The following is a 25,660-nucleotide window of genomic DNA, read 5'->3' as shown; positions in this document are numbered from 1 at the left end:
AATAAATGATAAAGCGCTATAATATGAAAGAATTTCATTTTGTTCAGGTAAAAATAGATTTTTAATGACTTGTGATGAGGAGAATTAGATGCGCATAGCGAGACAACCAAGATATCAGCAGATTGCATTACAAATTGCTGAAAGAATTGTACGTAATGAACTTAAAGTTGGACAAAAAATATACGCTCGTTCAACTCTTGCAACAACTTTTGCTGTCTCACCCGAAACGGCACGTAAAGCAATCAATGTTCTAAGTGACTTGGGAATAGTTGACCCTGTTCATGGGAGCGGTGTGAATATTGCTTCAAAGCAAAAGGCACAGGAATATCTGGCTCAATATCAAGAAGTGGAAACAATGCAAGATTTACGAACACAAATCATGCAGAGTGTGGAGAGTCAGAGAAGAGAATTAGCTAATTTTTCATCCATCTTGGATAAATTGGTTGACCAAACTGAGCATTTTCAAAAAACAAATCCTTTAACTCCTATTGAATTTGAATTGGAAAAAGACTCTGAAAAGTTTGGACTGAGCCTAGGAGAAATGAATCTTTGGCAAAATACAGGGGCGACAGTTGTTGCCATTTTGCAAAATGCAGAATTAATTGTTTCGCCAGGACCGTACGCAACTTTAAATCAAGGAGATACCTTATATTTTGTGGGTGCTTCTGATACAGGACAAATTGTCCAAAATTTCTTTTATGGCAACTAAGACATCGTTTACAAAATGATGCCTTTTTTTTAAGCTTAAGTTTAGTTATTTGACATAGTGACTACATATTGTTATTATTGAGTGGTCACTTTAAATGAGAAAATCACTTGCGTAACTTAAAACTTCTAATTATTAATTAACCTATTTATTTAGAATTTATACTTCTAAAAATGTTTTAAGCTTCCCTGTGTTAGAGTAAAGGAGAGTTATTTTGCCAGTAAAAATAAAAATTGAACATTTAACTAAAATTTTTGGCAAGCGGATAAAAACCGCATTAACAATGGTTGAAAAAGGTGAGCCCAAAAATGAAATTTTGAAAAAAACCGGTGCAACTGTAGGGGTTTATAATACAAATTTTGAAATCAATGAGGGTGAGATTTTTGTAATCATGGGTCTATCTGGTTCAGGTAAATCAACTTTGTTGCGTTTGCTTAATCGGTTGATTGAACCAACGAGCGGAAAAATATTTATTGACAACCAAGATGTTGCTACATTAAATAAAGAAGATTTGCTTCAAGTTCGCCGTAAAACAATGAGTATGGTTTTCCAAAATTTTGGTCTATTTCCACATCGAACAATTTTAGAAAATACCGAGTATGGTTTGGAAGTTCAAAATGTACCAAAAGAAGAGCGGCGCAAACGTGCGGAGAAGGCCTTGGATAATGCAAACTTATTAGACTTTAAAGATCAGTATCCTAAGCAACTATCTGGTGGAATGCAACAACGGGTAGGACTTGCGCGTGCCTTAGCTAATGACCCAGAGATTCTGCTTATGGATGAAGCGTTCTCTGCTCTTGATCCTTTGATTCGTCGTGAAATGCAAGATGAGCTACTTGAACTTCAAGCAAAATTTCAAAAAACAATTATCTTTGTTTCTCATGATTTGAACGAAGCCCTCCGTATTGGTGACCGCATCGCAATCATGAAAGATGGTAAAATCATGCAAATTGGTACTGGTGAGGAAATCTTGACCAATCCAGCAAATGATTATGTTAAAACTTTCGTAGAAGATGTGGATCGTGCAAAAGTTATTACAGCAGAAAACATCATGATTCCAGCTTTAACTACTAACATTGATGTTGATGGACCTAGCGTTGCCTTGAAGAAGATGAAGACTGAAGAAGTCAGCTCTCTAATGGCTGTTGACAAAAAACGTCAATTCCGTGGTGTTGTTACGAGTGAACAAGCTATTGCTGCTAGAAAAAATAATCAACCATTAAAAGATGTGATGACTACAGATGTTGGAACAGTTTCTAAAGAAATGCTTGTAAGAGATATCTTGCCAATTATCTATGATGCCCCAACGCCTTTAGCAGTTGTTGATGATAATGGATTCCTTAAAGGTGTATTGATTCGAGGAAGTGTTTTAGAGGCCTTAGCTGATATTCCTGATGAGGACGAAGTAGAGGAGATTGAAAAAGAGGAGGAGAATAAATGATTGATTTAGCTATTGGACAAGTACCCATAGCAAACTGGGTGTCATCGGCAACAGATTGGATTACTAGTACTTTTAGTTCAGGATTTGATGTGATTCAAAAATCAGGAACGGTATTGATGAACGGTATTACAGGTGCTTTAACTGCTGTTCCATTCTGGTTGATGATTGCTGTTGTTACTATCCTTGCCATTTTGGTTTCAGGTAAAAAAATTGCCTTTCCTTTATTCACTTTCATCGGTCTTTCTTTAATTGCTAACCAGGGCTTATGGTCAGATTTGATGAGTACAATCACACTTGTCTTACTTTCAAGTTTATTGTCAATCATCATTGGAGTTCCTTTAGGGATTTGGATGGCCAAATCTGATTTAGTGGCTAAGATCGTTCAACCGATTTTGGACTTTATGCAAACAATGCCTGGTTTCGTTTATTTGATTCCAGCGGTTGCATTCTTTGGAATTGGAGTTGTTCCTGGGGTATTTGCCTCTGTTATCTTTGCACTTCCACCAACAGTCAGAATGACTAACTTGGGAATTCGTCAAGTTTCAACAGAATTAGTTGAAGCGGCAGATTCATTTGGTTCAACTGCCCGTCAAAAGCTCTTTAAATTGGAATTTCCTTTGGCTAAAGGAACAATTATGGCCGGTGTTAACCAAACGATTATGTTAGCTCTTTCTATGGTTGTTATCGCTTCTATGATTGGGGCGCCTGGCTTAGGTCGTGGGGTACTTGCAGCTGTTCAATCAGCTGATATTGGTAAAGGGTTTGTAAGTGGGATTTCATTAGTTATTTTGGCTATTATTATTGACCGCTTTACACAAAAACTTAATGTTTCTCCTCTTGAAAAACAGGGAAATCCTACAGTTAAAAAATGGAAACGTGGAATTGCCTTAGTTTCATTGTTAGCTTTAATTGTTGGTGCCTTTTCAGGAATGTCTTTTGGAAAAACAGCCTCTGATAAAAAAGTTGACTTAGTTTATATGAACTGGGATTCAGAAGTTGCATCAATCAATGTTTTGACTCAAGCGATGAAAGAACATGGCTTTGATGTAAAAACGACAGCTTTAGATAATGCAGTGGCTTGGCAAACGGTAGCCAATGGTCAAGCAGATGGAATGGTTTCTGCTTGGTTACCAAATACTCATAAAACACAATGGCAAAAATATGGTAAATCTGTTGATTTGTTAGGTCCTAACCTTAAAGGGGCTAAAGTTGGGTTTGTTGTTCCAAGTTATATGAATGTTAATTCAATTGAAGATTTAACAAATCAAGCGAATAAGACAATCACAGGTATTGAACCAGGTGCAGGTGTAATGGCTGCTAGTGAAAAAACGCTTAATAGCTATGATAATCTTAAAGATTGGAAACTTGTTCCTTCATCATCAGGTGCTATGACTGTAGCTCTTGGTGAAGCAATCAAACAACATAAAGATATTGTCATTACTGGTTGGTCACCTCATTGGATGTTTAACAAATATGATTTGAAATATTTGGCTGATCCAAAAGGAACAATGGGAACTTCAGAAAATATTAATACGATTGTTCGTAAAGGTTTGAAGAAAGAAAATCCAGAAGCTTATAAAGTTTTAGATAAATTTAATTGGACAACTAAGGATATGGAAGCTGTCATGCTTGATATTCAAAATGGTAAAACGCCAGAAGAAGCTGCCAAAAATTGGATTAAAGATCATCAAAAAGAAGTTGATAAATGGTTTAAATAATCAACGAAGATTTAAATTTAATGAAAACTTTCTAGCATTATAGTTAGAAGGTTTTTTATTATTTCATTCTAAGTTTATTATTTTTAGATTTATAACATTTATGTTAAAATGATTTTGTAGAGTCGAATGAGGAAATTTTACTAAAGTTTTATTATTTGACTGTTAATCTATAAAACTAGGAGGAGAGACAAATGAATCGTACATTTATTAAAGGCTTTTTGGCGGGGAATGCACTTTTGATAGCTGGACTTGCTGCCACTGCTATTGGCATTAAAACAAAAGTTATCAATCCTATCAAGAAAAAAGAAGAACAAATTGAAATGGGTAGAAAACGAGCAGCCAGAAAACGGATTGCCCCTTAAGTTAACAAACATAATAAGAAAAACGTAAATCGAAAGATTTACGTTTTTTATTTTGTTCCTTTAAAAATAAGCTCATTGATTGAAGTGCTCATAAAAAAGATAAATTTTGGACGGAATTTTTCATATGCAATGGGAATATCGGCTTCTAACCAAAGAGTGAGAACTGTAATAAGTTGAGCGTTAAAGTATCTTAGGAGTTCTTGAGCTGTAAAATAATTTGCTAAACCATGTTTTTTATAAGAGAGTTAAAGTGTTTTTCAGCCCACTTCCAAGTTCTATCACTGATTGGACCGATTAACCGGAAAGGAAGTTGAGAACCAAAAATAATATGAGCTTCTTCTTTATGTTGCCAAAGGACCGGAAGTAGAAGGTCAGAAAGGAGTTCAATAGTAACATCTTCACAGTTATATTGAAGTAAACGCTCATTAACTTCATCTACAATATTCAGATAGATGTATTCGACAATTCCGGGAACGCCCGTTTTAAAATTATTTTTAATCGTTGTGCGGGTAATGTGTGACCTTTTAGAAATTTCTTCAATGGTCACTTTTTGGGATTCGGAGGCGATATTTAAGAGAGTGCGAATAATAATTTCTTTCGTATCTTTTGTCATGATGCTTTTATTTTATACTTCAAGGAGTATAAAAACCTTTCTTTTTTTAAGTTATCTACTTAATAGGCAATAATTAAAAATAATCTATTATAGATAATTTTTTTAGTATTCTGAAATAGTATATCATTGTTTTAGTAAGAAATTAATTGTTTTGATTATTTTTTAGTTTGATAAAAACTTTTACAAAGTCTTTGCTTTTTCGTAATATATAATTGTTGATAGTTTTGACATAGCGCTGTGAAAAATAAAATCAATAATGGAAAGGAAAGATGAGGTGAAAATTTATCAAAAAGAAAGTGTTTATGAAGCATTTAATCATCGACTAGAATATATTTGTAGTTATTTTGACCATCTGATTATTTCTTTTTCTGGTGGTAAGGATTCGGGTTTGATGTTGGAATTGGTTCATCTTTATTATGAAAGTCATGAATGGATGAAAAAAGGGATAAAAGTTTCTGTTTTTTATTTGGATTATGAGGGAAATTATCAAGAAACTAAAGATTATATCGAACGTTCAATGGGAAAGTATCCAGAATTTGATTATTATCACGTCTGTCTTCCTGTATCGGCTTCTTGTGGAATTTCGATGTCACAATCGACTTGGTTGCCTTGGGACCCAGAACATCAAGAACTTTGGTTGAATTCAATTCCTCCAAAAGCTATTTGTTTAGAAAATCAAGTATTTCCATTTTTTAAAGTTGGAATGTCTGATTATGAGTTTCAAAGTAAGTTTTGCCAGTGGCTTCATCGAGAAAAAGAGGCTGTACGAACGGCTGTTTTGGTGGGGATTCGTGCTCAGGAAAGTTTAAATCGTTATAATGCGGTAACGCGCGAGGAAACTTTTTCTCGTTTTGGAACGACTAATTATAGCCATCGTATTAGTCAAGATGTCTTTAATTTTTATCCAATGTATGATTGGCTATTTGAAGATATCTGGCGAGCTAATGCTAAGTTTGAGCTTGATTATAATCATCTTTATGATTTGTACTATCAGGCGGGAGTTCCTTATAAATCAATGAGGGTTGCTAATCCTTTCCATCAGTGTGGGGTGCATTCATTAAAGCTTTATCAGGCGTTAGAGCCAGCGACTTGGGGAAAATTAGTTGGTCGTGTTAATGGAGCAAATTTTGCAGCGCTTTATGGTGGAACTGCAGCAATGGGCTACCGTGGAGCTGTGCTACCTAAAGGACATACTTGGAAATCTTACGTTGAATTTTTACTTGAGACATTGCCAGAGGAAACTCGAAAGGTTTATCGTAAAAAATTTAAATCTTCAATGGATTATTGGATGAAAACTGGTGGAGCTTTACCAGAAAATGTGGTTGATGAGTTAGAGGAGCTTGGCTCGGACTTTGAACGTTTGGGTCCACCAACAAATAAGCGCAAATATAAGCAAAGATATGAAGTGATTCGCTTTAAAGATTATCCGGACGATGTGCCAATTAAAAATTTTAGGTTGGTTCCTTCATATAAACGCATGTGTATCACGATTTTAAAGAATGATACTTATTGTCAGTATATGGGGTTTGGTCAAACGAAGGATGAATTACAGAAAAAACAAGAGGCAATGGAAAAATGGGAGACATTTTTATAAGTCCAGCTTATGATATCAGGCGAGTGCCAATTGAGAAGATTAGAGCAAATGCTTATAATCCAAATCGAACAGCACCTCCTGAATTTCAATTACTTGAACGGTCGATTTTGGAAGATGGTTATACAATGCCTATCGTTTGTTATTACGATAAAGAACAGGATTTTTATGAAATTGTGGATGGTTTTCATCGTTATCTTGTCATGAAAAATTCTGAAGAAATTGCTAAACGAGAAGGAAATTGTTTACCTGTGTCGATTATTGATCGTCCACTTGAAGATAGAATTGCTAGTACCATTCGACATAATCGTGCTAGGGGGACACATTCAATCGAATTGATGACAGAAATTGTTCAACAATTGGTAGAATCGGGGTTGAGTGACCAGTGGATTATGAAACATATTGGAATGGATAAAGAAGAGTTGCTTCGTTTAAAACAGTTGAGTGGTTTGGCTTCACTTTTCCAAAATCAGGAATTTTCTCGGGCTTGGAATTGGGAAGAGGATGAAGAAATCAGTGAAGAGTGAATTTGAATGTTTCTTTGAATTTATTTTATTCACTTATTGAAAAGTTATCTATAAAAAACTAAAAAAGAAGGATTATTATTATGGAACATGAATATTTGTTTGTTTACTCAAGATTAAAGTTGTTGATTAAAGATGCTCATAAATCTTTTAATCAAGTTGAGCGGGAACTTGGTTATCCTCGGAATACTTTGAAAAATTATAAGTATAAGAAAAAACCGAGTGTTGGTCGTGTTTTTGAAATGGCAAACTATTTTAATGTGTCAATTGAATTTTTGTTAGGAATGGAAGAAAAAGACAATAAAAATAGTTTAGCTTATCGTTTAGAAAAATTGAATCGTGAGAAAAAAGAACTTGAAATCTTGATTTTAGAAGGTCAAAAATAATAAGAAACGTTTAGATTAATTTTTCACTAAAATATTTACGTTAAGGGATTGACACTTTTTTGTAAATGTTGTATTATTGTTTTAGTTAAATGAAGTTTCATTAGTGGAATTCATTTGACTTCTTTTCTTACATAGTATTGAGGATAGGTTTTGATGATTTATTCTCTTGAAGGTTCTTTCTTTGTAGGAAGAGCCTTTTAGTTTTCTTTATTTTTGGCTTAAAAGTTACAAATTAAATCTTAAATAAGGGCTTATGTTATAATTAAGATATATTGAATAGGAAATGAGAGAGTTATGGAAGAGAAAAAAACTTCAGGGATGTTTGCGGTTTTTGCGGCACTTGGGGCTAATGTTCTGGTTGCAATCAGTAAGTTTATTGGATTTGGTTTATCTGGCTCAGCTGCGATGCTTAACGAAAGTATTCACTCAGTGGTGGATTGTGGGAATCAGATTTTACTTTTGTTTGGTGACCGTCGTTCAAGACAAGCGAGCACTAATCTCCATCAATTTGGCGAAGCTAGGGCAAAATATTTCTTTAGTATGATAGTGGCAACATTCCTCTTTTTTGGTGGGGGTGTCATTGGTGTAATGGAGGCCTATGATAAGTTGGTTCACCCAGCACACAGTGTTGAAAATGCGGGCATTGTTATTGGAATCTTGTTGATTGGCATGGCAATTGAAGGTTCATCATTAAGAGTGGCTTTTAAAGAAATTAGCGAATTGAATACAGAAAAATTACCGATCTTTAAGTTTTTACATGAAAGTCGCCATAGCGAAATTTTAGTTATTTTTGCTGAGGATTTATGCGCAATTATTGGTTTACTTTTAGCGCTTTTAGGAACTGTCTTGACGATGGTGACGGGCAATCCTGTTTTTGATGCAATTAGTGGGTTATTGATTGGTTTCTTGCTTATGGCAGCAGCGATTTTCTTAACAAGAGAATTTTATAGTTTAATTGTTGGTGAACGTGTGACAGATAGCGATTTAGAAAAGATTTTGACAGCTTTTGATCGTCCTGAAGTAGAACGAGTAATTAATGTTAAAACGGTTCACCTTGGCCCAACAGAGATTTTGATTGCAGCAAAAATTGATTTGGTGAGTCAACTTGTTTTAGAAGATTATGAAATTATTAATCAAATTGAAGCGGAAATCAGAAAAAAAATTAGTGATAAGAAGTGCTATATTTATATTGAAATTGACGAATTCGTTCAGGGCTATGTCCAATCTTCAGATTTATAAGCCTAATTTACTGACAGAAATATTTTAAAGATGAGACAAGAAGGAGAGCGCCTATGAAAAATTTTTTTAATCATATTGAACTGAAATTTGCTAATCTATTATCGAAAATTAGTTTTATGTTGCTTATGGTAGTAGGGCTTTTGATGGTTTATTTTCTATTTAGAGAAGTTTATAATCTTGTTTTACTTGCTTTTCTTTCTGAGAGTGAGGTTCATTATTATGATATTTTGGAAAGTATTCTCTCCTTCTTTATCTTCTTTGAATTTTTAACTTTGATTATCACTTCATTGAGAAATAAAGGACATGTGTCATTAATTTTCCTCTTATCACTCGGGATTACTTCACTGATTCGACTTTTGTTAACCTATCATGAACGATTGGTTGGAGTATTATTGATTGCTAGTGCTATTCTGATATTAATTATTGGTGTCTTTGTCTTAAAGAAATTTGTTTTTCCAAATGATGATACAGCAGACTATTTCTAATCTTGTCTGACAGTTCTGTCAGTAAAATTGAAGACAAAAAATACTGACAGATTTGTCAGTATTTTTTTTAGAATTTTTTCAGGTAAATTTTGTCAATATAGTGATTTTCTGTTTTGTGAAGAATAATTTCTGCCCGATTTCTTGTGGGCTCAATATATTCTCTGAGATTGACACGATTGACACGTGCCCATGTTTCACGGGCTAGATTGATTACTTTATCTTCTGGCATTTTTGTAAATTGATGATAGAAGTTTGTCTGGTCATATTTAGCTAGTTTTAAAAGGCTGTCAAAACGTTCGAGGTACCATTTTTCAATGAGTTTTTCGTCAGCATCGACATAAATTGAAAAATCGTAAAAATCACTGATATAAAGCAGTTGATTTTGTGGATTTTGAAGCACATTAATTCCTTCTACAATAAGAATATCAGGGCTGTCAATGATTTGACTTTGGTTAGGTAAAATATCGTAAGTTTCATGTGAGTAAATCGGAACTTCAAATTTTTCACCATTTTTGACGTGATAAAGAAAACTTGTTAATTTTTCCATATCATAGCTTTCAGGAAAACCTTTGCGGTCGAGAATCCCCATATTTTTTAAATCATTAGTCGTGTACAAAAATCCGTCGGTTGTCACTAAATCAACGGTTAATTTTGGAAAGGCACGTGAAAGGAGAAGCTGGAGAAGTCTTGCGGTCGTTGATTTTCCAACGGCGACTGAGCCAGAAATCCCAATGATGAGTGGGGGAGTTTTGACAATTTTTTGTAGGAAAAGTCCCTTAGAGTAACTCATGTCTTCTAAATTTTTTTTATATAAGCGAAGAAGATGAATCAGTGGTAAATAGACGTCCTCCACATCTTGTAAACTGATTTCATCATTGAGTGAGCGGATTGATTCTAACTCATCATGAGTTAAGGGAGCAATCGAAGTATTATAAAGATTTTGCCATGTTTTTCGGCTAATTTCGTCAAAATTAATGAATTCATTCATGACAAATATTTTATCATATTTTTGGCTTATCAAGGTAAAAAAACTAATAAATCTGTAAGCGTATTAAATAAGTTACTGACAAGATTTTTACACTTCTGTCAGTAAAAGTGTAAGAGATTACAAAATAAGTAGAAGTTCTAAAAATTTTTTTAAGATAAAAAAGGGCTTTTATGTTAAAATAAAATTAATGGTTAAAACAAATATGTATTATGAAGACAATCAAGATTTATCGCATGACTTCCAGACCTTAACAGTTGAATTGTTAGGTCAGTCAATGCGTTTTAAAACAGATCGTGGTGTCTTTTCAAAAAATGGAATTGATTATGGTTCTCGTGTTTTATTAGAAAACTATCAACCTGAAAGTGCAAAAAGTCTTTTAGATGTTGGGTGTGGTTATGGAACATTAGGGTTAACCTTAGCTAAAAAGTTTGATTTAGATGTGACAATGGTTGATGTCAATAGTCGGGCACTTGATTTATGCCGTCAAAACGCGATTGACAATGCTGTCAGTAATAGTAAAATTGAACTTTCAAATATTTATGAGTCTGTCAGTGAAAAATATGATGCGATTATCTCAAATCCGCCAATTAGGGCCGGTAAAGAAGTGGTCCATGAAATTTTAGCTGGTGCTTTTGGTCACTTAAATGATGGAGGGCATTTGACGATTGTTATCCAAAAGAAACAGGGTGCCCCGTCTGCTCAAAAGAAAATGGAAGAAGTATTTGGTAATTGTCAGCTTGTAGCTAGAGATAAAGGATACTTTATTTTAAGAAGTTATAAAAATATATAATTATTGATAAGATAAAACGAGGGGGAGCCTATGACCTATCGGATGGTTGATCTCATTCAAAAGAAAAGAGATGGTGGTGAATTTAGCCAAGCTGAAATCGATTGGATGATTGAAAATTATGTCAAAGGAATCGTGCCAGACTATCAAATGTCAGCACTTGCGATGGCAATTTATTTTAAAGGGATGACTACAGAAGAAACTGCTCATCTCACGATGGCAATGGTTCATTCAGGAAAAGAATTCGATTTGACTGATATTGCCGGAATCAAGGTTGATAAACATTCTACTGGTGGAGTGGGTGATAAAGTAACACTTATTTTAGCTCCGCTTGTAGCGTCATTTGGGGTTCCTGTTGCGAAAATGTCTGGTCGTGGGCTTGGACATACGGGAGGAACTTTGGACAAATTGGAGTCAATTCCTGGCTTCAAATTTGAAAAAACGGAAAAAGAATTTATTGATCAGGTCAAAGAAACAGGAATTGCCATAATTGGGCAATCCGATGAACTTGTTAAAGCCGATAAATTACTCTATGCTCTTCGAGATGTCACAGCAACTGTTGATATTATTCCTCTAATTGCTAGTTCTGTCATGTCCAAAAAAATTGCCGCAGGCTCTGACGCCATTCTACTAGATGTAACTGTAGGAGATGGGGCTTTTATGAAGTCAGTTGAAGATGCTCGCCTTCTCGCTCAAACAATGGTTGACCTTGGTAAATCTGTAGGACGAGAAACCGTCGCTGTCATCACAAATATGAGTCAGCCTCTTGGTTTTGCTATCGGAAATCGAAATGAAATGACTGAAGCAGTTCATACTCTACAAGGAAAAGCGCCAAAGGAATTCCAAGAATTTATTGCGGAACTTGCCCAAATTATGCTGCAACTTGCGGGACTTGAAAAATCAATTCCTGAAATTTTAGAGCATTTTACTAATGGTTTAGCTTACGGAAAATTTGTTGAAATGGTCAAGGCCCAAGGTGGTGACCCGACTGCCTTTGACTATTTGACAGCTCCTCTTCAAGTAAAATATCAAGTGGAAATTAAAGCAGATAAATCAGGATTTATTAGTGAAGAAAAAGCCTTAGGAATTGGTCTTCTTGCTATGAAATTAGGAGCAGGACGTGCAACTAAGACTGATGATATTGATTTTGAAGCAGGTGTTACTCTGACGAAAAAGGTAGGAGATAAGGTGAGTGCCGGTGAAGTCATTGCTCAGCTTTATTCTAACCGCGAAATTACTGACGAATTAGTTGCTGAATTTAATGACAGTTTGGTCATTAGTGATCAACAAGTTCATCAAAAAGAAATTCTAGAAATTATCAGATAAGATGAAAAATGATTTAAAAATCCCAACACCTGTCATGGCCCTGCAAGTCATCTTGTCAGCTTTGGCTGGAGCAGCGACCAAATTGTACTTACAAAATTTTGGTTGGCTTATTCAACTTATTGCTTTTATCATTATCTTCGTTGTAGTCTACCTCATCGTTGGAATGATTTACTTAAGATTAAAAAAATAGAAAGAACATAAAATGCAAATTAATAAATATATTGACCATACTATTCTTAAAGCCGATGCTCCCAAATCTAAAGTTCAACAAATAATTGATGAAGCAAAAAAATATGATTTTATGAGCGTTTGTATTAACCCAACATGGGTAAATTATGCCAGCCAAGAACTTAAAGACTCAGACGTTAAAGTATGTACAGTTATTGGTTTTCCTTTAGGTGCTAATACTTCTGAACTCAAAGCTTTTGAAGCTAAAAACGCTATTGAAAACGGTGCTGATGAAATTGACATGGTCATTAATATTGGTGCAGCCAAATCTAAGGATTGGGATCTTGTTGAGTCAGATATTGCAGCTGTCAACGCAGTAAAAGGTGATAAACTTCTTAAAGTCATCATTGAAACAAGCCTCTTGACTGACGATGAAAAGATTAAAGCTTGCCAAATTGCTAAAGCAGTTGGTGCTGATTTTGTCAAAACTTCAACAGGCTTCTCAACAGGTGGAGCAACTGTTCATGATGTAAAATTAATGCGTCAAACGGTTGGTCCAGATATGGGAGTTAAGGCTTCTGGTGGAGTTCATAATCTTGAAGAAGCAAAAGCAATGATTGATGCTGGTGCAACACGTCTTGGTGTTTCGGCCGGCGTTGCAATTATGGAAGGTCTGACTTCAAATGACAACTACTAAAAAAATGATTGCTGCCGCACGCGAAGCGGCGAGTTTGGCATATGTTCCTTACTCTCATTTTCCTGTAGGAGCAGCTTTTCATACAACTGATGGTCAAATTATCACAGGTTGTAATATTGAAAATGCTAGTTTTGGACTTTCTAATTGTGCTGAACGAACAGCTATTTTTAAAGCAATATCAGAAGGCCTGAAAGATTTTGATGCTCTTTATGTATTCGGAGAAACAGAAGAACCAATTAGTCCTTGTGGTGCTTGTAGACAAGTTATTGCAGAATTTTGTCCAGCAGATATGCCAGTTTTTTTGATTTCTAAAAATGAAGATGTAAAAGAAACTTCAGTTGAGGAACTTTTACCATATTCTTTCAAAAATCTTGATTAAAATAAAATTGATATGCTATCAATAGGTAGCATATTATTTTGTAACTAAAGTAAGCGCTTTAACTTTTTTCTTTTAAAAAATGTAAAAATGGTAATTACTGATAAATATGAATAATTCTTAGTAATTGATAGGTTATTTCCGAACATTTAGCGAGAAAAAGGGATATTCAGCTTATTTGGACTTGCAAAAAGGCTAAATATATCTTAAAATAGTCTTAAGCTATATTTAGCCAAACAAAACTCGGAGGATACCCTTTCCATGAAAAAACGTGTAATCGCAGTTAGTGCTCTCGCACTTGCATCAGTCGCAGTCCTTGCAGGATGCCGTTCACATGACGCAGCCGGATCAGGTAAAGCAAAAACTGACCTTAAAGCAGCAATCGTCACCGATACTGGTGGTGTAAACGACCGTTCATTTAACCAATCCGCTTGGGAAGGTCTTCAAAGCTGGGGGAAAGAAAATAACCTGAAAAAAGGTACAGGATACACTTATTTCCAATCTAACTCTGCTTCAGATTATACAACTAACTATAACTCTGCGGAACAACAAGGCTACAAACTTTTGTTTGGTATCGGATTCTCTTTACAAGATGCAACATCAGCTGCAGCAAAAAATAATCCTAAATCTAACTTTGTAATCGTTGACTCAGTCATCAAAGACCAAAAAAATGTGGCATCAGCAACTTTTGCTGATAACGAAAGTGCCTACCTTGCCGGTGTAGCTGCCGCAAAAGCAACTAAGACTAACAAAATTGGTTTCATCGGTGGAATGCAATCAGATGTTATTACACGTTTTGAAAAAGGTTATGAAGCTGGAGCTAAATCTGTAAACCCAGATATTAAAGTTGATGTTCAATATGCGGGATCTTTCTCTGACGCGGCCAAGGGTAAAACAATTGCTGCGGCTATGTACGGTGCTGGTGATGACGTAGTTTATCAATGTGCTGGTGGTGTAGGAACTGGTGTCTTCAGTGAAGCTAAAGCATTGAACTCAACTAAAAATGAGGCTGACAAAGTTTGGGTTATCGGTGTTGACCAAGACCAAGAATATCTTGGAAAATACAAATCTAAAGACGGTAAAGATTCTAACTTTGTACTTGTATCAACAATCAAAGAAGTTGGTAATGTTGTAAAAGATATCGCTGACAAGACTAAAGATGGTAAATTCCCTGGTGGAACAATCGTTACTTATGACCTTAAAAATGGTGGGGTTAACTTAGGACTTGACAGTGCAAATTCAGAAATCAAAGATGCAGTTGCTAAAGCAAAAGCAGATATTATTGATGGAAAAATCACTGTTCCTTCAAAATAATTGAATACTGATAAAAGATAAAAAAGAGTTAGTTATATTAACTAATTCTTTTTTTATAAATTAAAAGCTAATAGAAGATAAGATTTGCGATTATTTTAAATGTTCTTTATTTGTAAGTCATATGAACTGTGATATAATGGTAGACAGATATTAAAGTGGTATATATTGTTATTATTTAGTTAGGGGGAACTATGGCAAGAAAATCAGTACCGAATTATGTAAAAATACATGATGCCTTAAAAGATGAAGTTGAAAAAGGCATCTGGAAAATTGGACAACGTCTTCCAAGCGAACGTGATTTGGCTGAGCGCTTTACTGTCAGTCGAATGACAGCAAGACAAGCGGTAACAGCTTTGGTTGATGAAGGAATTCTTGACCGTCGTGTGGGTTCTGGAACTTATGTTGCTAGCCGACGTGTTCGTGAAAAAATGCGTGGAACAACTTCCTTTACAGAAATTATCAGCTCACAAGGTAAAGTTCCTTCAACAGAAGTTTTGAGTTATATTAGAACGGCGCCAAATGAGGTTGAATGTGAAAAACTAAATATCACCAAAAAGGATTCAATCATCCGAATGGAGCGGATTCGTTATGCGGATAATGTTCCAATTTGTTATGAAGTGGCAAGTATTCCTTTCAAATTGGTCAAATCTTTTGATAAAAAAGAAATTACGAGTAACTTCTTTAAAACTTTAGAAAATCACGGACATGTGATTGGTCGTAGTGAACAGATTGTTTCAGCTAAAAGAGTCAGTACAGAGGTTTCAGAGTATTTAAAAACAAGAGTTGGAGCTGCTATTCTTGGCTTAACTCAGGTTTCTTATTTAACAGATGGTACAGCTTTTGAATATGTCTTATCTCAATATGTTGGTGACCGTTTTGAGTTTTATTTGGAAAGATAAAAAGGACTTAGTGAAGTCCTTTTTTTACTTGCCGACGATATTTGTACTGACGAAGTTGAAAATGAATCCAACATCCTATACAAAAACCACTTAAAGCAATAGAAGCGGCTAAAAAGACAAAAGCTGCAAAGATTATTGCTAAGATAGGATGATTAGTGATTGAGGAAATCAAACTAGCACTTAATAGAGCAGTAGCGATAATTTGATTGAAGCGAAGGTCTGATTTATCTTCGAGCACATATTCTGAAGCTTTCTTCTTTAGAAAGCTTTTGGCGATTAAAATAATAAAATTTTTCTCGAAAAGAATGCCAGATAGTCCAGCGAGAATAGGAAGTAGTAGAATCCAATAGAAATGAGTGATGACTGCCAAAATGACACTGAGAACAATAAAAGTTTGGTTAGTACGAACGAGTGGGCGAGGAATGCCCTGAAATGTATATTTAGCCATAAAAACTCTCCAATCTTGATAAATTGATTTTATCTTAATTGGAGAGTTTTGGTTATAAGATTTTTTTAATTTGATAAGTAAATTTGTTGAAGGCTTCAATTAGAGATTTACGGTGAAAGTTGTCCCTTTTCCAAGAATGGATACAACGTCAATTGTTCCGTGAAGCTCTTGAACATTTTTCTCAACGATAGCAAGTCCTAAACCTGTTCCATTAACTTCTGCACGACTTTCATCAACCCGGTAGAAGCGGTCGAAAATTCGCTCTTTTTGAATTTCACTAAGACCAGGACCATTGTCAGTTACACTGAAAATGACTTTATTTTGTTCAAGATGTAAGCTGACAAAAATTTGTCCATTTGCTGGAGTGTATTTAATTGCATTTTCAATCAAATTCTCAAAAATGCTATGAACCATTTGTTCATTGGTTTTAAAAGTGATTTCTTCAATTTGGGATTCTAAATGAAGTGATTTTTCATTAATTTGTGGTCCTGAGCTTTGGAGAATATTTTGTATCAAAGCTGAAAGATTAATTTTCTTTTTATCAATTCGATGATTTTGTTTGGTCAAAAGCAGTGTATCCTGAACTAAATTCATCAGGCGTGAACTTTCTTTATTGATAATAGATGCGAAATTTTTTGTGTCAGAACTTGAAATTGAATCTGTTTCCAGAAGTTCAGCGAAGCCTTTGATAGAAGTAAGGGGAGTTTTTAATTCATGAGAAACGTTAGCAATAAAAGCATTGTGGGCATCCACTGTTCGACGATAAGAGCTAACATCCATCATAGTCACCATAAATCGACTATCCAAATCAGGTAAAGGAGTGATACGGACTTGATAATAAGCCCCAAGTTTTTCAAAATAGAAAAGTTTTTCTTGAATATCAGGATGTAAAATTTTATCAACAAGAAAATTTAAGAAATCAGCATAGGGGCTGAAAATATCTAGATTTTCAGTATCTGAAAATTCATTTTTGAAAGAAGCATTGGTCCGACGAATTTTTCCTTTATTATTATAAATGAAAATTGGAAATTGGAAAAATTCAATAAATTCGTAGAGATTTTCTTTCTTTTCAGTATGAGAGAGCGCTTGTTTCTGAATTTTTTCGCCCAATTTATTGAGCTCAGTTGTAATTTTATCGTCGTTCTCATTCATCAAATAGCTTTGAGTTAATGGACTACGCTCGATATTTTTAATTTTAGCAACGGTATTTTCTCGAAAAACATAAGCTCTCTGAGCAGAACGTAAAACTTGGATGGCGACAGCCAAGTAAAATAAAATTGCAAAAATGATAATGGCAAAATCTGTAAAGAAAGTAGAGGTACGATTTTCTGTAACCTTTAGATAACCGTTAATTTGACCCTCGCTAAATATGGGACTGGTCACGGTTATTTCTTGAGAATCTAAACTACGTGCGTAAGTCGCACCCTTTTTAATTTTTTTAGTATCCGAATTTACTGTATTCTTTGGAAGATGTTCAAAATTATCTGGCAGAGGATTATCAGGATGTTTTTCTAAAAAGAGTTGTATTTTATCTATTGTTTTTAATACTCGATTTGTATCATTTTCTAAGATATTTTGGTTCGATAGAATCACCAAACTTAAGGTCGCAATAATATATAGGACCGTCATAAGCATGATGTGTTTAAGTTTCATTTTCTTCAAAATAGTATCCGAATCCTCGTTTTGTTTTGATATAATGATTATTTAATTTTTTACGAATTTTAGAAATGAGCACATCAATGGTGCGGGTTTCAGCAGTGTCTGAAATTCCCCAAAAATGTTGTAGGAGTTCTTCACGACTGACAATTTTCCCCTCTCTTTTAGCTAAGAGCTCAAGGATTTCAAATTCTCGTTTGGTTAAATCTAAAACTTTTTCGTCAAAAGTGACTTCTTTTTTTATAAAATCAATGACCAATCTGTCAGTAACTAATGATGAAGGACTTTCATCTAAAGATTCACTGACAGTTTCGGAGGGTGCTTGGTTATACATTTGATTTCTGCGAATGAGCGCATCGGCTCTGACAATGATTTCTTTCATTGGAGTCGTTTTATCTAAATACTCATCAGAACCTGCTGACAGCCCTGTCAGTTTCATTTCATCATCATCTCGAGCAGTTAAAATTAAAATTGGTGTAAAATTACCTTCTTTACGAAGTTTTTGGGTGACTTCAATTCCGGAATATTCGGGCATCATTAAATCAAGTAGAAGTAAATCAAAGGGATTTTTACGAGCTTTGTCATAAGCTTTTTTCCCGTCTGATACAATAGTTACTTCGTAATCATTTTGCCGAAAATTATAAGATAAAAGGGTCAAAATTGCCCGATCATCATCAGCAATTAAAATTTTTTTCATACTTTTAATTATAACGAAAACAGGGAGTTTTGTATAGAATAAATTATTAATTTTAGCTAAAAAAAATAATGGATACTTAGACTTTGATAAAGATAAAAAAATTACATTTTATTATTTTAAATCAACAATTAGAAAATAATGAATAAACATAAAAAATGATATAAATTTTGTTATAATAGAGCTTATGGAAATCGAAAAAACGAATCGAATGAATACTCTTTTTGAGTTTTATGCGACACTCTTGACTGATAAACAAATGAATTATATTGAACTTTATTATGCCGATGATTATAGTTTGGCGGAGATTGCTGAAGAATTTAATATCAGTCGTCAAGCTGTTTATGACAATATCAAAAGAACAGAAAAAGTACTTGAAAGCTATGAAGAAAAATTACATCTTTTTAGTAATTATGTAGTTCGTAATCAATTATTAGAAGAGCTAATGAAAAAATATTCTACTGACCAATATTTAATCACTAAACTACAAGAAATTCAACAAATTGATGAAGAAGAGTTTTAAAGAATTTACTGACAGATATTTTTTTATTACTGACAGCTTTGAATCAACTGATAAAGGAATCTGTCAGCTCACCTTTCTCATATAAAATACAAACTTTAATGAAATTTTACTGACAGAAAAGTTAAAATATGCTATAATTAGACTTCAAGGTTCAAAGAATTACTGACAGAATAATCAGTAGGTCTCTCCCTAAATTTGGGGGCGTTACGGATTCGACAGGCATTGTCGCGCATGAACTGCAACTGCTGAGGGATCAGGATAATCATCCGCAGATAAATATAACTGCTAAAAATAATACACAAACTTACGCAATGGCAGCCTAAACAGCACCATGCGTGCCTGATTTTTGCTCACTGATGGCAATTTGACGGCCTAAACTTTTAGTCAGATACGTTGTTGTGGAGGCTTGACGCAGCAAAAGAGATTTAAAGCCCCGCAAAATGTCGCTGTTTGAGACTGGCTTTGGCATTTTGTTAAATTTGAGAAAGTCCTATGGTTGTAGACGTTGATGTAGCAAGGTGTTTGGACAGGGGTTCGACTCCCCTCGCCTCCATTGAATGGATTTTATAGAATCCAAAAGTATTAGAAATCGCTCAACAGAGCGTTTTTTATTTTTTATAATCCGATATGATACGATACAATCTGATAAAAGGGAGGGAGAAAAAGAGGGAGAAAAAATAAAAAAACCAGTTTATTAATACTGGTTAAAAATCAATATAATCGGAAAATTGTTGCCCTATTTTATCTTTAGCAAATTTAGTGATATGAGTATAAATGTTCATTGTTGTTTTTAAATCTGCATGTCCTAAACGATATTGAACTTGTTTTAAACTCATGCCTGATTCAAAAAGCAAGCTTGCGTGAGTATGTCTAAATGCATGAATTCTGATTGGTTCAATGTCTTTTTCTTTGGTTATCTCTAAAAGCCATTTTCTAGGTTTTGAAGGTGATAGCATCCCTCCATTTTCAGATTCAAAAATTCGTGTAGATTCAGGATAGGTTTGGTGCAATTCATCAAGGATTTTACAAGTTTTTTCATCAAGGCTTAACAATCTGTTTGAATTAGCTTTAGGGGGAAGTATTTCATATCCTACAGGAGAATGAGAAATAGCCTTGTTGATGTCAAGAGTTGATTTTCTATAATCTTTCCATTCAAGAGCGAGAAGTTCACCTTTACGAATTCCAGTAAAAGCAAGGATACGAAATAAAGCTATTTTCTTAATATCATTCGTTTTTTCTACTAAAGCCATAAAATCTCTTAACTCATCAGTATCATAAAAATCTTTCTTTTCTTCAACCTTTTTCTTAATTCCTTGAGAGGTTACAGGAGCGGCTGGATTGGCTTGTATGTAACTTAGTAGAGCAGCGTGATTAAATACCTTGCGAACCATTCCGAATAGTTTACGAGCGAATTTAAGCTTCCCAGATAAATCATTTCTAAAAGTTTGTAGATCCATAGGCGTAAAATCTGATAGTTTAGTACTCCCTATGACGGGTAAGACATGTTTTTTAAATGCTCTAGTAGTTTTGTAGTAAGTACTGTTCTGTACTTCCTTTTCATAAACCAATAGCCATTCATCATAAAGTTCTTTAAACGTCATAGCACTTTTTGGCGTAGGATTATCAATTTCTTCTTGGATACTATGCAAAGCTGCTCGTGCATCAGCTTTGGTTTTAAAGCCACTTTTTTCAGCGTACTGGCTTTTACCGTTCTTTTTTCCAATATATGCTTTGAATTTATAAGCAGTAGTGCCATTTTTCTTTTTATATGCTTTTATTTCCAAAGTTGCTTTTTATACCTCATTTCTGATAAAATGGTATAGTAAAAAGCTTATTAAAAGCTTTTGTACTACTTCATACTTTAAATCCGCCCCTCGTCGCCAAACTTGGGCGGATTTTTTATTTATTAATAAAATACAGCTATTAATGCGGGTACTGTAATTTTCCCTCCTAAAGTAGAGGTATAACTATATAGACCATAAACATTTCCATAAATTGTTATTTGATCATCTTCAAGTAGACGATGTTTATTCCAATTATCTGAATCTATTTGTACCATGTATATATCATCGTATCCGTCTGCTCCAGTAGCGACACGAAGCATTGCCCCTCCGCTATCCATGTCTTGAACTTGGATTACTTTACCTGTAATTTGTAATTTTTCTCCTTCATGACTATTACCGTTTCTAGCCATTTCATCATATGTAGAAGTTGGATAAGTAGCTGGGTTTGTTTTATCAGCTTCCTCTTTAGCCTTAGCGTCAGCTGCAGCTTTAGCCTTAGCTTCTTCATCAGCTTTAGCTTTAGCTTCAGCATCAGCCTTTGCTTTAGCATCGGCTTCTTTTTTCTTAATTACTTCAGGGTTCTGTTTGATAGTAATTTCTTTAGTGGTTTTACCACCATCATTTTTTGCAGTTACTTCAATTGTATCTTGGTCGTTGGCTTCATCAATCTCATATTTTAGAGTGAAATTGCCCTCTTTATCAGAAGTCACTTTGTCACCAATAATACCATATCCAATTTGGACTTTTGTATTTGGTGTTGTTTTACCAGTAATTGCAGCAGTTTTTGAGCCGTCTGCAACAACTGACACAGGGATTTCAAGCGTAGGTTTATTACTTGATTCAGTTGTGCTTTTTTCGCCACTATTCTTTGAACCCGAATTACTACTCGGAGAACATGCAGCTAATGAAATAGCAGTAAGCATAGTTACTCCAATAAGTGCTATTTTTTTCATAATGTTTATGTTCCTAATCTAGCTTTTTATGAGGATCAAGACATTGCTCGTTTTTATATTTGCATTAAGCATCAAAAATTTCAGTCACTTATTTTATTTATGGTTTTCTATAGCTTGCTTAATTTCGTTTTGGTATAAAGCGATATCAATAGTGGTATCTATCTCAAATGTACCAGCGTCACGAATTTCTATTAGGTTTTTTGTCGCTTTTTGATAAAATCTAAAAACCCATTTTCTGTTATTGTCATCAATTAAAATTCCAAAATAACTCTTTGTATCACGATAGTATAAGCGTGAAGGATCTATGAAATCTTTGGAAGCAACTTTAAATACGGTGAAAGCTTCAAGCTCTTCAGGAGTCGTAATGATTCCGTTGTTAGGAGTATTTTCTGATAATTCTTCAGATTCATCAATTGTCTTTGTTTCTACACTTGTATTCAAAGCTGCCGAAAGTTTTTCGTTTACTCTTTCAGTAATAAATTGATTGAAGCCTTTTTTAATGATCGGAGAAAATTTTTCAAGAGTACTCTTTGTTTTTATTCCGTCGTATATTTGTGATACCAAATAAGCTACAAACCCTTCAGTTGGGTCATTTAAGTTATCAGATAGGAAATTTTTCAAGTTATTAAGATATTTTAACTCGGCGGCAGAAGAAGTAATTTTATCTACATCAAAATTTTCTTTATGAAATTTTGCTAATTCTAAAAATTGATTGTCTTTAATATTTGTAAGGTCAATGGTCAAAAAAGGAGTGGAGTCCATTTTGTTTTGTTCGTCAAGATCTGTATAAAAGCGATTGGACTAATGTCAAATATTTAGACACAAAATGAGCTATATTTTCTTAAAATAGTTTTCTTCTTTCTGATTTGGAGTTAAACCATTATTAGCAGAATGAGGATTATAGTTGTTATAAAATTGTTCGATATATTCAAAACAAGAGAGTTGGACTTCCTGAATTGAGTGATAAGTTCTGCGATTAATTTCTCGTTGTTTAAGGTACTTGAAAAAGACCTCAGTCACGGCATTATCATAAGGATATCCAGGTTTAGAATAAGAAGCAAGCAACTGATGCTCATCTAATAGCTTTCTAAAAGAAGTTGATTTAAATTGGCTTCCTTGATCAGAATGAAAAATAATGGGTTCCTTAGGTTTTCTCTTATTCAAAGCTATTTCAAGAGTGTCACAGGCGAGTTGAGCATCAATCTTATCACTTACTTTCCACGCAATACATTTTCTTGAGTAGAGGTCAAGAATAGCACAGAGATAAATATGTCGTTTAGGTCCTATAGAAATATAAGTGAAGTCAGTTGTCCACACTTGATTTGGGGAGTTCGGGTTAAATTCTTGTTTCAGTAGATTATCAGAAGAAAATTCGGGCGATTTGTTTGAATAAAAACGAGGTTTAATGGTTGACATTTTAGGGAGTGTCATAGACTTGAGAAGTCTTAAGATACGCCCTTCAGAAATATTGACGCCATAATCACGCAGGAGAATAATTTTAAAAGCTCTTGTTCCGATTCTTTTCTTGGCTTTCATATAGATTTCAAGAAGTAATTTTCTCAAGCGTTGATTTTCTACTTCACGCTTCGAAGGCCTCTTGTTTATGAAGTTATAGTAGGTGGAACGATTGACATGTAAAACACGACAGAGCATAACTGTCGTGTGTTCAAATCGGAGTCTATAGATGGCTTTCAATCTTACTTGGAGTTTTGCATGAATATGGCACTCGCTTTTTTTAAGATCAGATTTTCTTCCTCTAGTTGGGCATTCCTTTTTTGTAATTTTTGAATCTGTTTAGCAGTCAACACCGTATTATCTTCAAGACGCACTTGAGAGTACTGCTTAATCCATTTTGCAAGTGCAGAAGAAGATACCCCATAATCTTTACAGAGTTCAGTTTGTGTTTTACCAGTTTGATAGAGATTAACGAGCGATTGTTTGAAATCCTCGTCGTAACGTTTAAAACCTGACATAAAAGTCCTTTCATTTTTGTGTCTTAATAGACAGATTATAACACACAATTTTCTGTCCACTTTTATAGTATAGCTCCAAACGTTTTCCTCAACTTGACATGCAAAGAAATTATGATTTAAGCCTGGATGAGCGTAAAGAAAAAGAACGTAGAAAGCACGAAACAAAAGAAGAGCGTAGATTGCGAAGAAATATCAGAGCACAAATGGCAATCGAAAACTCAAGAAAAGACGACAGTGTCTTTAAATAAAGGAAAAACAATGAATAAAAAATTAATCACAACAGCAGTAGTCGCAGCAGGAATCTTTGGTTCAGCAACTTTTGGAGCTTATGCAGCTAATGCGTGGGCAGGACATCAAAATATGGTCGCTGTGCAACAGAACATCTCTATCTTGAAACAACGCTTGCTAGACCGAAACGAACAGCTTAAACAGGCTAATAATAGCTCACAGCAATATGCAGACCGATTGAATCAATTGAACAATCAAATTAACCAGTTGAAAGACCAAATCAATCAAGATAACTCAAACTTGCAAAATCAAGCTGCTAGCTATCAAAATCAACTGAATGCACTCAATCAGCAAAAAGAAGAAGTTGTTAGACAATTAAATCAAGCGAACCAAGATAAGGCGAGCATGGCGCAACAGATTAATGATTTGAACTCAAAGCTAGTTGCTGCTCAACAAAAGACTGATGAGCTATCTCAGGCTGTAACGGATGCACAACAGACTAAAGACTTGTCAGACGACGCTGTTAATGCTACGAAATGAGGTGGAAAATGACAGTTGAAAGTTTACTAAAAGTAATTGAAGAAGGAATGACAGTTATTTTAAAAACTGAAAAAAATCGAATCATAGTCCAATTTGAATGTGGTAATGATATTGAAGCTTTCAGTTGCGGTTTCCTTTACAGAAAAATAAAAATTATCAAAATAAAAAATGGTAGCGAACTAATCGCAATATTGGAGGACACGAAAAATGACTAAAGAAATGAAAAGACCAACTAGCCATATCAGCGGAAATAGTATTAAACCAGCACTAAGCAAAGCTGTGGAATTTTACACCGATAATAACAGACAGGCTTATGATTGTATTCATGAACGAGATGAATATATTGATTATCTTGAAAGTCAACTAAGTAACGCAAAGCCACAGCAATCCCTGCCAGTCGTGCCTGAGTGTGTGGGGGAGTTTGTAAGTGGCGATGAAACTGAATTGTCTAAAGCTGATAGGATTGCATATTTGCTGAAATCTGTAGAAGGCGATAATTATTATCTTGAAGAATATCTAACTAATGCAGGTATTATCTCTCAAGAGCAAGGCGAACATCTTTATGCCTGGGCTACCAATCAAACTCATGAAACTATTCTGGAATTATGGAACGGCTACACAGTCGAAAAACCGCAGCTGTTCTATTTGCGTGAGAAGAATACGGGATATTATTTGCGCAAAACAGGAAATAACGAGTATGAAATCACTCCTCATTATTCAAACGATTACGACAAAAAACACATGCATTACAAATTCACCCAATCCGAAATAGACAGCATGGAAACTGGGAGCTATGAGCTTGTGCCTGTGGAGGACGGAGAATGAAAAGACAATTTGTAAAACTAAATAAAAATGCGACACTTCCAGAAAGAGCGACAAAACACAGCGCAGGTTATGATATTTCAGCAAGCGAAACAGTTACGATTCAACCTGATGAAATAAAAATGGTAAGTACAGGTCTAGCTGTTCAACTCGGACATGACGAAGTACTGAAATTATATGACCGCTCAAGCAATCCAGTTAAGCGTGGCATTGCATTGATTAATTCAGTAGGAATTATCGATTCAGATTATTATCCTAATGAATTCAAAGGCTTGTTTATGAATATCTCAAAAGAGCCTGTAACGATTGCTAAAGGACAACGAATTATGCAAGGTGTATTTGTCAAATACCTTACAACAGACGATGACAACGCAAACGGAGAGCGCACAGGCGGATTTGGTAGCACTGGGGAGGTGTGA

29 protein-coding genes, 1 other RNA gene and 2 pseudogenes are annotated in these 25,660 nt (G+C 34.6%); 23 read left to right on the top strand and 9 right to left on the bottom strand.

Going from position 1 to position 25,660, the window contains the following annotated elements; all coding sequences use genetic code 11:
• Positions 1-88: 88 nt before the first annotated feature.
• The 4 genes from MKX45_RS08180 to MKX45_RS08165 all read left to right on the top strand — a co-directional run bounded on the left by MKX45_RS08180 (position 89) and on the right by MKX45_RS08165 (position 4,227).
• Positions 89-709, top strand: a complete 621-nt coding sequence (locus tag MKX45_RS08180; RefSeq protein WP_012898067.1) for a GntR family transcriptional regulator — start codon at positions 89-91, stop codon at positions 707-709.
• Between the two features lie 211 nt (positions 710-920).
• Positions 921-2,147, top strand: coding sequence for a quaternary amine ABC transporter ATP-binding protein (locus tag MKX45_RS08175; protein WP_340816997.1), 1,227 nt, complete (start codon positions 921-923; stop codon positions 2,145-2,147).
• Positions 2,144-3,865 carry an ABC transporter permease/substrate binding protein gene (locus MKX45_RS08170; protein WP_012898065.1) on the top strand — a complete coding sequence of 574 codons (1,722 nt, stop codon included), beginning with the start codon at positions 2,144-2,146 and terminating at the stop codon, positions 3,863-3,865. Before MKX45_RS08175 ends, MKX45_RS08170 begins: the two co-directional genes overlap by 4 nt.
• Positions 3,866-4,056: 191 nt before the next feature.
• The gene (locus MKX45_RS08165; protein ID WP_021722758.1) at positions 4,057-4,227 is read left to right on the top strand and encodes a DUF3042 family protein; all 171 of its coding nucleotides are present in this window, start codon (positions 4,057-4,059) and stop codon (positions 4,225-4,227) included.
• A gap of 220 nt (positions 4,228-4,447) precedes the next feature.
• On the opposite strand, the gene MKX45_RS08160 is transcribed toward MKX45_RS08165, so the two are convergent.
• Positions 4,448-4,840 (bottom strand): hypothetical protein, encoded by a 393-nt coding sequence (locus MKX45_RS08160; RefSeq protein ID WP_240758594.1) that lies wholly within the window; start codon positions 4,838-4,840, stop codon positions 4,448-4,450.
• 274 nt (positions 4,841-5,114) lie between these two features.
• On the opposite strand from MKX45_RS08160, the gene MKX45_RS08155 reads away from it, so the two are divergent.
• The 5 genes from MKX45_RS08155 (at position 5,115) to psiE (ending at position 9,065) form a co-directional block, all read left to right on the top strand.
• A complete protein-coding gene (locus tag MKX45_RS08155) occupies positions 5,115-6,434 on the top strand; it encodes a DUF3440 domain-containing protein (RefSeq protein WP_340816996.1) in 1,320 nt (439 codons plus the stop codon).
• Positions 6,416-6,958, top strand: coding sequence for an IbrB-like domain-containing protein (locus MKX45_RS08150; RefSeq protein ID WP_003130454.1), 543 nt, complete (start codon positions 6,416-6,418; stop codon positions 6,956-6,958). Before MKX45_RS08155 ends, MKX45_RS08150 begins: the two co-directional genes overlap by 19 nt.
• Positions 6,959-7,038: 80 nt before the next feature.
• Entirely contained in the window at positions 7,039-7,341 is a 303-nt protein-coding gene (locus tag MKX45_RS08145; RefSeq protein WP_015426619.1) for a helix-turn-helix domain-containing protein, read from the top strand.
• Between the two features lie 294 nt (positions 7,342-7,635).
• Positions 7,636-8,580 (top strand): cation diffusion facilitator family transporter, encoded by a 945-nt coding sequence (locus MKX45_RS08140; protein ID WP_057720587.1) that lies wholly within the window; start codon positions 7,636-7,638, stop codon positions 8,578-8,580.
• A 53-nt stretch (positions 8,581-8,633) separates the two neighbouring features.
• On the top strand, positions 8,634-9,065 hold the full coding sequence (psiE, locus tag MKX45_RS08135; protein WP_010905975.1) for a phosphate-starvation-inducible protein PsiE: 432 nt from the start codon (positions 8,634-8,636) through the stop codon (positions 9,063-9,065).
• 67 nt (positions 9,066-9,132) lie between these two features.
• Here the strand turns inward: psiE and coaA are convergent, their stop codons facing one another.
• Positions 9,133-10,053, bottom strand: a complete 921-nt coding sequence (gene coaA / locus MKX45_RS08130) for a type I pantothenate kinase (protein ID WP_017864671.1) — start codon at positions 10,051-10,053, stop codon at positions 9,133-9,135.
• A 187-nt stretch (positions 10,054-10,240) separates the two neighbouring features.
• Here coaA and MKX45_RS08125 point away from each other — a divergent pair, with 187 nt between their 5' ends.
• From MKX45_RS08125 to MKX45_RS08095, 7 genes are all read left to right on the top strand, one after another.
• Positions 10,241-10,843, top strand: coding sequence for a class I SAM-dependent methyltransferase (locus MKX45_RS08125; RefSeq protein WP_015426615.1), 603 nt, complete (start codon positions 10,241-10,243; stop codon positions 10,841-10,843).
• A 30-nt stretch (positions 10,844-10,873) separates the two neighbouring features.
• Positions 10,874-12,166, top strand: coding sequence for a pyrimidine-nucleoside phosphorylase (locus MKX45_RS08120; RefSeq protein WP_023188809.1), 1,293 nt, complete (start codon positions 10,874-10,876; stop codon positions 12,164-12,166).
• Between the two features lies 1 nt (position 12,167).
• Positions 12,168-12,356, top strand: a complete 189-nt coding sequence (locus MKX45_RS08115; protein WP_015426613.1) for a hypothetical protein — start codon at positions 12,168-12,170, stop codon at positions 12,354-12,356.
• Between the two features lie 12 nt (positions 12,357-12,368).
• Complete coding sequence (gene deoC / locus MKX45_RS08110; RefSeq protein ID WP_057720588.1) at positions 12,369-13,031, top strand: deoxyribose-phosphate aldolase; 663 nt, start codon at positions 12,369-12,371, stop codon at positions 13,029-13,031.
• Entirely contained in the window at positions 13,018-13,410 is a 393-nt protein-coding gene (locus MKX45_RS08105; RefSeq protein WP_057720589.1) for a cytidine deaminase, read from the top strand. The genes deoC and MKX45_RS08105 overlap by 14 nt, the downstream gene beginning before the upstream one ends.
• 258 nt (positions 13,411-13,668) lie before the next feature.
• A complete protein-coding gene (locus MKX45_RS08100; protein ID WP_012898057.1) occupies positions 13,669-14,721 on the top strand; it encodes a BMP family lipoprotein in 1,053 nt (350 codons plus the stop codon).
• A 191-nt stretch (positions 14,722-14,912) separates the two neighbouring features.
• Entirely contained in the window at positions 14,913-15,620 is a 708-nt protein-coding gene (locus MKX45_RS08095) for a GntR family transcriptional regulator (protein ID WP_057720590.1), read from the top strand.
• 7 nt (positions 15,621-15,627) lie between these two features.
• Here MKX45_RS08095 and MKX45_RS08090 read toward each other — a convergent pair whose 3' ends face one another.
• The 3 genes from MKX45_RS08090 to MKX45_RS08080 form a co-directional block, all read right to left on the bottom strand.
• Complete coding sequence (locus MKX45_RS08090; protein ID WP_015426610.1) at positions 15,628-16,068, bottom strand: DUF4395 domain-containing protein; 441 nt, start codon at positions 16,066-16,068, stop codon at positions 15,628-15,630.
• Positions 16,069-16,167: 99 nt separating this feature from the next.
• A complete protein-coding gene (locus tag MKX45_RS08085; protein ID WP_057720591.1) occupies positions 16,168-17,721 on the bottom strand; it encodes a sensor histidine kinase in 1,554 nt (517 codons plus the stop codon).
• Positions 17,711-18,421, bottom strand: a complete 711-nt coding sequence (locus tag MKX45_RS08080) for a response regulator transcription factor (protein WP_021465848.1) — start codon at positions 18,419-18,421, stop codon at positions 17,711-17,713. Before MKX45_RS08080 ends, MKX45_RS08085 begins: the two co-directional genes overlap by 11 nt.
• A 184-nt stretch (positions 18,422-18,605) precedes the next feature.
• Here MKX45_RS08080 and MKX45_RS08075 point away from each other — a divergent pair, with 184 nt between their 5' ends.
• The gene (locus MKX45_RS08075) at positions 18,606-18,941 is read left to right on the top strand and encodes a putative DNA-binding protein (RefSeq protein WP_003130477.1); all 336 of its coding nucleotides are present in this window, start codon (positions 18,606-18,608) and stop codon (positions 18,939-18,941) included.
• 197 nt (positions 18,942-19,138) lie between these two features.
• Positions 19,139-19,497, top strand: a transfer-messenger RNA (tmRNA) gene (gene ssrA / locus MKX45_RS08070).
• Between the two features lie 148 nt (positions 19,498-19,645).
• On the opposite strand, the gene MKX45_RS08065 is transcribed toward ssrA, so the two are convergent.
• From MKX45_RS08065 to MKX45_RS08050, 4 genes and pseudogenes are all read right to left on the bottom strand, one after another.
• A complete protein-coding gene (locus tag MKX45_RS08065; RefSeq protein WP_340816995.1) occupies positions 19,646-20,725 on the bottom strand; it encodes a tyrosine-type recombinase/integrase in 1,080 nt (359 codons plus the stop codon).
• A gap of 122 nt (positions 20,726-20,847) precedes the next feature.
• Positions 20,848-21,678 (bottom strand): hypothetical protein, encoded by an 831-nt coding sequence (locus tag MKX45_RS08060; RefSeq protein ID WP_227150114.1) that lies wholly within the window; start codon positions 21,676-21,678, stop codon positions 20,848-20,850.
• Between the two features lie 93 nt (positions 21,679-21,771).
• Positions 21,772-22,422: a hypothetical protein gene (locus MKX45_RS08055; RefSeq protein WP_128268037.1), complete on the bottom strand. Its 651-nt coding sequence runs from the start codon at positions 22,420-22,422 to the stop codon at positions 21,772-21,774.
• 71 nt (positions 22,423-22,493) lie between these two features.
• A pseudogene (locus MKX45_RS08050) lies at positions 22,494-23,651 on the bottom strand (IS3 family transposase).
• A gap of 86 nt (positions 23,652-23,737) precedes the next feature.
• Here MKX45_RS08050 and MKX45_RS08045 point away from each other — a divergent pair.
• From MKX45_RS08045 to dut, 5 genes and pseudogenes are all read left to right on the top strand, one after another.
• Positions 23,738-23,899: pseudogene (locus MKX45_RS08045) on the top strand (DUF658 family protein); the annotation flags it as partial.
• Between the two features lie 10 nt (positions 23,900-23,909).
• A complete protein-coding gene (locus tag MKX45_RS08040; protein ID WP_340816994.1) occupies positions 23,910-24,419 on the top strand; it encodes a hypothetical protein in 510 nt (169 codons plus the stop codon).
• Between the two features lie 8 nt (positions 24,420-24,427).
• Complete coding sequence (locus tag MKX45_RS08035; RefSeq protein WP_010905356.1) at positions 24,428-24,634, top strand: DUF1125 domain-containing protein; 207 nt, start codon at positions 24,428-24,430, stop codon at positions 24,632-24,634.
• The gene (locus MKX45_RS08030) at positions 24,627-25,244 is read left to right on the top strand and encodes a DUF1642 domain-containing protein (protein ID WP_288625335.1); all 618 of its coding nucleotides are present in this window, start codon (positions 24,627-24,629) and stop codon (positions 25,242-25,244) included. Before MKX45_RS08035 ends, MKX45_RS08030 begins: the two co-directional genes overlap by 8 nt.
• Entirely contained in the window at positions 25,241-25,660 is a 420-nt protein-coding gene (gene dut / locus MKX45_RS08025; RefSeq protein WP_021722227.1) for a dUTP diphosphatase, read from the top strand. Before MKX45_RS08030 ends, dut begins: the two co-directional genes overlap by 4 nt.

It is taken from the genome of Lactococcus sp. FSL W8-0209 (assembly GCF_038006585.1).
Lineage (GTDB): Bacteria > Bacillota > Bacilli > Lactobacillales > Streptococcaceae > Lactococcus > Lactococcus lactis.
The sequence above is the reverse complement of the archived record's forward strand: the minus strand, read 5'-3'. Positions and strand labels throughout refer to the sequence as shown.